This window comes from Micromonospora sp. WMMB482 (assembly GCF_019038635.1).
Lineage (GTDB): Bacteria > Actinomycetota > Actinomycetes > Mycobacteriales > Micromonosporaceae > Micromonospora > Micromonospora marina.
On sequence record NZ_JAHOPD010000011.1, the window covers coordinates 1 to 6,685 of the forward strand.

Annotated in this window: 5 protein-coding genes and 5 pseudogenes; 8 read left to right on the forward strand and 2 right to left on the reverse strand. The window is 74.7% G+C overall.

The genetic code is table 11. The features are described from left to right. Positions 1–334 (forward strand): annotated as a pseudogene (locus tag KSK32_RS00495) (HAD family hydrolase); the annotation flags it as partial. Between the two features lie 14 nt (positions 335–348). Here KSK32_RS00495 and KSK32_RS00500 read toward each other — a convergent pair. After that, complete coding sequence (locus KSK32_RS00500; RefSeq protein WP_216927950.1) at positions 349–684, reverse strand: SCP2 sterol-binding domain-containing protein; 336 nt, start codon at positions 682–684, stop codon at positions 349–351. Positions 685–794: 110 nt separating this feature from the next. Between KSK32_RS00500 and KSK32_RS00505 the strand changes: the two genes are divergently transcribed. The 4 genes and pseudogenes from KSK32_RS00505 (at position 795) to KSK32_RS00515 (ending at position 3,437) form a co-directional block, all read left to right on the forward strand. Then, positions 795–1,463, forward strand: a complete 669-nt coding sequence (locus tag KSK32_RS00505; protein ID WP_216927951.1) for a phasin family protein — start codon at positions 795–797, stop codon at positions 1,461–1,463. After that, positions 1,460–1,686, forward strand: a pseudogene (locus tag KSK32_RS34440) (hypothetical protein). The gene KSK32_RS00505 and the pseudogene KSK32_RS34440 overlap by 4 nt, the downstream one beginning before the upstream one ends. Before the next feature lie 21 nt (positions 1,687–1,707). Next, complete coding sequence (locus KSK32_RS00510; RefSeq protein ID WP_216927952.1) at positions 1,708–2,556, forward strand: TlyA family RNA methyltransferase; 849 nt, start codon at positions 1,708–1,710, stop codon at positions 2,554–2,556. Continuing rightward, positions 2,553–3,437 (forward strand): NAD kinase, encoded by an 885-nt coding sequence (locus KSK32_RS00515; RefSeq protein ID WP_013285580.1) that lies wholly within the window; start codon positions 2,553–2,555, stop codon positions 3,435–3,437. The genes KSK32_RS00510 and KSK32_RS00515 overlap by 4 nt, the downstream gene beginning before the upstream one ends. A gap of 55 nt (positions 3,438–3,492) precedes the next feature. On the opposite strand, the gene KSK32_RS33025 is transcribed toward KSK32_RS00515, so the two are convergent. After that, the gene (locus KSK32_RS33025; RefSeq protein WP_289256370.1) at positions 3,493–4,029 is read right to left on the reverse strand and encodes a helix-turn-helix domain-containing protein; all 537 of its coding nucleotides are present in this window, start codon (positions 4,027–4,029) and stop codon (positions 3,493–3,495) included. Positions 4,030–4,108: 79 nt separating this feature from the next. On the opposite strand from KSK32_RS33025, the pseudogene KSK32_RS00525 reads away from it, so the two are divergent. From KSK32_RS00525 to KSK32_RS00535, 3 pseudogenes are all read left to right on the forward strand, one after another. Further along, positions 4,109–4,721: pseudogene (locus KSK32_RS00525) on the forward strand (AAA family ATPase); the annotation flags it as partial. A gap of 71 nt (positions 4,722–4,792) precedes the next feature. After that, positions 4,793–5,336 (forward strand): annotated as a pseudogene (locus tag KSK32_RS00530) (DoxX family protein). Between the two features lie 205 nt (positions 5,337–5,541). Then, positions 5,542–6,685 (forward strand): annotated as a pseudogene (locus KSK32_RS00535) (glycosyltransferase 87 family protein); the annotation flags it as partial.

The following is a 6,685-nucleotide window of genomic DNA, read 5'->3' on the forward strand; positions in this document are numbered from 1 at the left end:
GGCCGGACTGGACAGCCTGCTGGTGCTCACCGGCGTCAGCGACGCCGCCGAGCTGCTGGCCGCACCCGAGGAGCGCCGCCCCGCGTACGTCTCGTTCGACCTGGCGGGCCTGTTCGACCCGGCCGCCGTGGTGGCGGTGCCGGGCCGGGCCGCAGACGGCGGCTGGTCGGTGACGGAGGCCGGCGCGGACCTCGTGCTCGACGGCGCGGGACCGCCCCTGGAGGCGTTGGCGGCGCTCTGCGAGGTGGCCTGGTCGACGGCGGCCGGGCCGCGCGTACGGGCGCAGTCCCCGGCGGCGGAGGAGGCCCTCGCCGCGTTCGGTCTCGACGACTGAGGCAGCCGGGCCGCTCAGAGCAGCTTGCGGAGCTTCATCAGGTCGAACGGATTCGCCTTGATCGAGACCCGCCGGGAGGCCACCGCCGACATGACGTCGAGCCGGCCGTCCACCAGCGCGACGAGGTCGTCGCTGCCGGTGCTCAGCGCGATCTTCGCCTTCGGGTCGTCGCCGTCGGCCAGGTCGACCAGCCGGCCACCCTCCAGCCGCCCGTGGAACGCCGTGCCGAGGTCGGTGATCCGGCAGGCCAGGGTGCGGTCGAGGTCGATGCGCCCCTGTGCCTCGGCGTTGCGGTCCAGCCGCGCGGCCAGGTCCTGCAACGCCTGCCGGCACTCGTCCACGCTGGCCACATCGTCTCCTCACCACGAACCACGCCGTTCCCGGCACCGTACCGCAATGGGGCGTCCGGGTGCCCGGTAGCGTGGCACCTGCACACCTCGCCCCGCGGAAGGACTCAGGCATGCAGGACGCGTGGCGCGCCTACCTCGAGCTGGCCATGGGCCTGACGGAGGCGCCCCGGAAGAAGGCACAGGACGCGGTCATGCGCGTCGTCGGCCAGGGCGGCGCGACCGCCGCCCAGCTCCAGACGCTCGCCGAGGAACTGGTCGCGACCGGCCTGGCGAACCGGGAGTCGCTGACCAAGCTGGTCCGCTTCGAGGTGGACCGGGCGCTGGGTGCGGTCGGGCTGGCCACCGCCGACGAGGTCGCCGAGCTGACCCGCCGGGTGCACGACCTGGAGCGGCAGCTGCGCGAGGCGCGCGGCCACCTCGGACCGGGCGACACGCCGTCCACCGGATCGTCCGAGCCCGCCACCGCACCGGCCGGGGCCGCCGCCGCCTCGCCGCGGACCGAGCCGTCCGAGCCAGCGGACGCCGATTCGCCGAAGCCGGGGCCGCCCGCGCCGGAGCCGTCGACGACCGGATCGTCCGCCGCCGAAGCCCCGGCGACCACGCCGGCGAAGGCCCCCGCGACGACGCCGACGAAGGCGCTGGCAAAGAAGACGGTGGCCAAGAAGGCGATCGCGAAGAAGCCGCCGGCCACCGTGGCCCGTACCCCTGCCGACGACTCGCCCGCCGCGCCCGCCCGGCCGGCGAAGAAGGCCACCGGGCGCCGGGCGGCCGGCTCGTGACCGCGCCCCGGCCCGGCCCGCCGCCGGGTCCGCGGCCCGGACCGCCCCCGGGGTACGCCCCGCGCCGGTCGAGGAGGTCGGCGAGGCGCGGCACCCGGCGGTCGACGCCGCCGTGCTCGGCATGGCCAACGCCGAGGCGCTCCCCCCGGCCGACCAGATCGCCCAGTACGAGGCGGCGTACGAGACGCTGCGCGAGACCCTCGCCACCATCGACCAGGCCTGAGCAGAGGCGGAGAGACACCTGATGGCTCGTCGTACCCGGCTGGACGCCGAACTGGTCCGGCGCGGGCTGGCCCGCTCCCGGGAGCAGGCCGCCGCGCTCGTGGAGGCCGGTCGCGTCCAGCTGCGCGGAGTGCAGGCGCGCAAGGCCGCGGCGATGGTCGACCCGGCCGACCCGCTGCTGGTCACCGGCGAGGATCCGGCGCAGGAGTACGTCTCCCGGGGTGGCCACAAGCTGGCCGGAGCGCTCGCTGCGTTCGCCCCCGGCGGGCTGACGGTGGCCGGCCGGCGCTGCCTGGACGCGGGCGCGTCGACAGGCGGGTTCACCGACGTGCTGCTGCGCGGCGGCGCCGCCGAGGTGGTCGCCGTGGACGTCGGCTACGGGCAGCTCGCCTGGTCGCTGCGTACCGACGAGCGGGTGCGGGTGTTCGAGCGCACGAACGTGCGTACCCTCACGCCGGAGGCGATCGGTGGCCCGGTCGACCTGACGGTGGCCGACCTGTCGTTCATCTCACTGCGGCTGGTGCTGCCCGCGCTGGCCGCGTGCACCGGGCCCGGCGGTGACCTGGCGCTGATGGTCAAGCCGCAGTTCGAGGTCGGCAAGGAGCGGGTCGGTGCCGGCGGTGTGGTCCGCGACCCGGCGCTGCGGGCCGAGGCGGTGCTCGACGTGGCCGCGGCCGCCGCCGCGCTGGGCCTCGGCCTGGCCGGCGTGGCGGCCAGCCCGCTGCCCGGGCCGAGCGGCAACGTCGAGTTCTTCGTATGGTTGCGCGGGGGCGCGCCCGCCGCGGATCCGGAGCGGGTCCGCGCGGTGGTGGCCGCCGGCCCGCAGGGCGCCGCCGCGACGGCGGCCACGACCGAGGAGGTGTCCGGGTGAGCCGTACCGCGCTGCTGGTCACGCACACCGGCCGTCGACGCAGCACGGAGCACGCCCGCGCGGTGGCCGCCGACCTGATCGCCGCCGGGTTCGAGGTGCGGGTGGTGGCCGAGGAGGCCGACGACCTGGACCTGCCGGGCGTGGTGCCGGTGACCGGCCCGGAGGCCGCCGAGGGCGCCGAGATCGTGTTCGCGCTCGGCGGGGACGGCACGTTCCTGCGCGCCGCCGAGCTGGCCCGCCCGGCCAAGGTGCCGCTGCTCGGCATCAACCTGGGCAAGGTCGGCTTCCTCGCCGAGGCCGAGATCGACGACCTGGACACCGCCGTGCGGGACGTGGTCGACCGCAACTACACGGTGGACGAACGGCTCACCCTCGACGTCACCGCCGAGTTCGAGGGCGGGCCGACCATCGAGTCGTGGGCGCTCAACGAGATCAGCGTGGAGAAGGGCGAACGCGCCCAGATGCTGGAGCTGCTCGTCGACGTGGACGGCCGGCCGCTGTCCCGGTACGGCTGCGACGGCGTGATCTGCGCGACCCCCACCGGCTCGACCGCGTACGCGTTCTCCGGCGGCGGGCCGGTGGTCTGGCCCGAGGTGGAGGCACTGCTGCTGGTGCCGATCAGCGCGCACGCCCTGTTCAGTCGCCCGCTGGTGACCGCGCCCACCTCGACGTTCGTCATCACCGTCGACCCGTTCACCACCCTGGCGGTGCTGTGCTGCGACGGGCGGCGCGTCTACGACCTGCCGCCCGGCGCCCGGGTCACGGTGCGCCGGGGCACGCTGCCGGTGCGCATCGTGCGCCTGCGGGCACGCCCGTTCACCGACCGGCTGGTGGCCAAGTTCGACCTTCCGGTCCAGGGCTGGCGGGGCAACCGACGCTGACCAGCGGCTCAGCGGAAACCTCCGTTCGGCCCACCGGTCCCGGCGCTCGCGCGCGTTACGGTGAGTGTACGGGCCGCGACGAGGTGAGTCCGGGCGCGGCGGTGAGGCCCGCCGCTTCCCGGATGCGGCCCACCTGTCGCGGGCTCGGCCAGGGGGTGGTCGGGGCCGCGACGGCCGGGACGCCGGAGCGTCGTAGCCGGCCGCGGCGGGCGGACCGGCACGCCGTGTCCGGCCGGGCGTCGATCCCGGCCGGGCCGACAGGTCGCAGGGCCGCCGCCGGAGGAAGCGGCGGCACGCGAGCTGGGCGACGCGGTTTCCGGCGTCCCGGCCTCCACCCCGTCGTGCACGTTGGCGCCGACTGGCGGCGCAGCAGCGCCTCGCCGAGCGGCGCGAGCGGCCGCAGCGGCGCGTCCGGTTCCGGCCCGGTCGGCAGCACGAGACCCTTGTCGCGCAAGACGTCCAGCCGGGCGACGACCTCCGCGCGGGGCCACCCCGGCCGCTGCGCGAGCTCACCGGCCCGGGCCGTGTTCGCCCGTACCAGGCTGCGGTAGAGCTCCTCCTCGTCCGGGGTCAGGCCGATCTCCTTTAGCACGGGGCTGAACTGTACGGGTGCCCGCGCCTCGCCCTGCCGGCTGGTCAACTGTCACACGGCGGGGCTACTGTCGGGTGCTGTGCTGGAAGAGCTGCGCATCACCGGACTGGGCGTCATCGAGGACACGACGCTGCCGCTGGCCGCGGGGATGAACGTCATCACCGGCGAGACCGGCGCCGGCAAGACCATGGTGGTGACCGGCCTCGGCCTGCTCTTCGGCGGCCGCGCCGACGCCGGCCGGGTGCGTGCCCAGCCGGGCCGCGCGGCGGTGGAGGGCCGGCTGCGCCTGAGCGGACGGGTGGCCGAGGCGGTGCACGCCCGCATCCTCGACGCCGGTGGCGAGCCCGACGAGGACGGCTCGCTGCTGCTCAGCCGCACCGTGACCATCGAGGGCCGCTCCCGGCGCACCTGGGCGGGCGCGCCATGCCGGTGTCCACGCTCGGCGAGGTCGGCGAGCAGGTGCTGGCCGTGCACGGCCAGTCCGACCAGCTGCGGTTGCTGCGCCCGGCCGAGCAGCGCGCCTCGCTCGACCGGTTCGCCGGGCCGGAGCACGAGAAGCTGCTGGACGCGCTGCGTGAGACGTACGCCCGGTGGCGCACCGTCGTCGACGACCTGGCCGACCGCGGCGCAACGCCCGCGAGCGCAACCAGGAGGCCGACCTGCTGCGCCTGGGCCTAATCGATACCGATCGGACGTCCACGTCGGCCGATACCTTTCGTGTGTTGCGGGGATGACGACGCCCCCGACGGGGTAAGACTGAGGCATGAAGCCCGTGCGCTCCCTCGCCCGAGTCATGTTGAGCGGCATCTTCGTGGTCAGCGGCGCCCGTAACCTGCGCAACCGGAACGCCTGGTGCAGGCCGCGGAACCGGTCACCGGAAGGTCGCCCCGCTTATCCGGAACGTGCACCCCCGCATCCCCACCGACACGGTCTCGCTCATCCGGGCCAATGCCGCCACCCAGCTGGTCGGCGGCCTGATGCTCGCCACCGGCCGGTTCACCCGTCCGGCCGCGCTGGTGCTCGCGGGCACGCTGGTCCCGACCACCGCCGCCGGCCACGCCTTCTGGACGAACGACGACCCGGCCGCCCGCAACAACAACCAGATCCACTTCCTGAAGAACCTCGGCCTGCTCGGTGGCCTCCTCCTCGCCGCCGCCGACACCGAGGGCAAGCCGGGCCTGCGCTGGCGCGCCGGCCACCGGATCGACCACTCGCGCCGGTCGGTCAAGCGCGCGGTCCGCACCGCGCGCCGCGAGGCGAAGATCGCCGTACGCTCGGCGGCGACCGCCCGACGCATGCCCGGCTGACCAGGCATTTCGTACGGCCTACCACCCCCCGCAAGGCCACCAATCACCTGAACCGCCCGAGACCCGTTAACGCGGCGGAAATGTCGCAAACACGTGTGGGATCGGACACGGTCGCGTAACGCGGGAGGCAGCAACGTGAGGCGCCGTTCTAGGCTCCGTTCTGGACCTGGACGGGTACGACGATCTGGTACGGGGTGGCCACGCCATGCCGACGACAGTCGGTAGACGGACCAACCGCCTCGCCCCGACCTCCCGCGTCGACCGCCGGATCGTGGTACGTCTCGGCGTCGTCGCCGCCGTGTCGTACGCCGCGTGGCTCGCCATCAGCGCCTTCGGGCGGCCGTACAACTTCTTCGACATGAAGATCTACCACGGCGCGGTGCTGTGGTGGCCGGCGGCAACGAGCTGTACGACTTCGTCGCGCCGTCGACCACGCTGGGCTTCACCTACCCACCGTTCGCCGCCCTGGTCATGCTGCCGATGTCCTGGCTGCCGGTGGGCGGCGCCGGTTTCGTCAACGCGCTCGCCAGCATCGGCGCGCTCGCTGTCGTCCTCGCCGCGCTGCTACGCCCCATCGTGGACCGGCTCGGCTGGCCGCTCTGGTTCACCGTCGGCATCGCCACCCCGCTCGCCGCGGCAGTCGAGCCCTCCCGGGAGACGCTCGGCTACGGGCAGGTCAACCTGCTGCTCTTCGCGCTGGTCATGGCGGACATGGTGGGGCTGCGCTGGCGGGCCAGGCGGGGCACCCACTACGAGACGGCGGATTCGCCGCTGGCCCGGTTCGTCTACAGCGGCGCCTGGGCCGGCGTGGGCATCGGCTCGCCACAGCGTCAAGCTCACCCCCGCGCTGTTCGTCGCCTACCTGATGCTCACCCGGCAGTGGCGGGCCGCGCTCACCGCTGTGGGCACCACGATCGGCGTGACCATCGCGACGTTCGGCGTGCTCGGTGAGGAGTCCCGCGCGTACTTCGCCGGCGTGCTCTGGCAGACCGAGCGGGTCGGCGCGGCGGACATGACCGCCAACCAGTCCCTCGCCGGTCTGCTGGCGCGGCTGTACGACTCGATCGAGACGCCCGGCCTGCTCTGGCTGGCGTTCTCGGTGCTGATCCTGGCGCTGGGCCTGTCCCGGGCGATGAGCGCCCGCGCCGACGGCGACGAGCTGACCGCGTTCACGCTGGTCGGGCTCACCGCCAACGTAATCAGCCCGATCTCCTGGTCGCACCACCTGATCTGGGTCATCCCGCGATCATCGTGCTGGCCGACGCCGCGGTACGCCGACGCAAGCCAGCGCGGCCTGCCGCCGCGCGCCACCGGCGGTCCCTCGGCCACGGGGTGCCGGCACTGCGCCC

What these genes read in the sequence shown, in the direction of transcription:
- KSK32_RS00505 (WP_216927951.1), top strand. Translation starts at nt 795, where the DNA reads ATGCAGGACGCGTGGCGCGCCTACCTCGAGCTGGCCATGGGCCTGACG.
- KSK32_RS00510 (WP_216927952.1), top strand. Translation starts at nt 1,708, where the DNA reads ATGGCTCGTCGTACCCGGCTGGACGCCGAACTGGTCCGGCGCGGGCTG.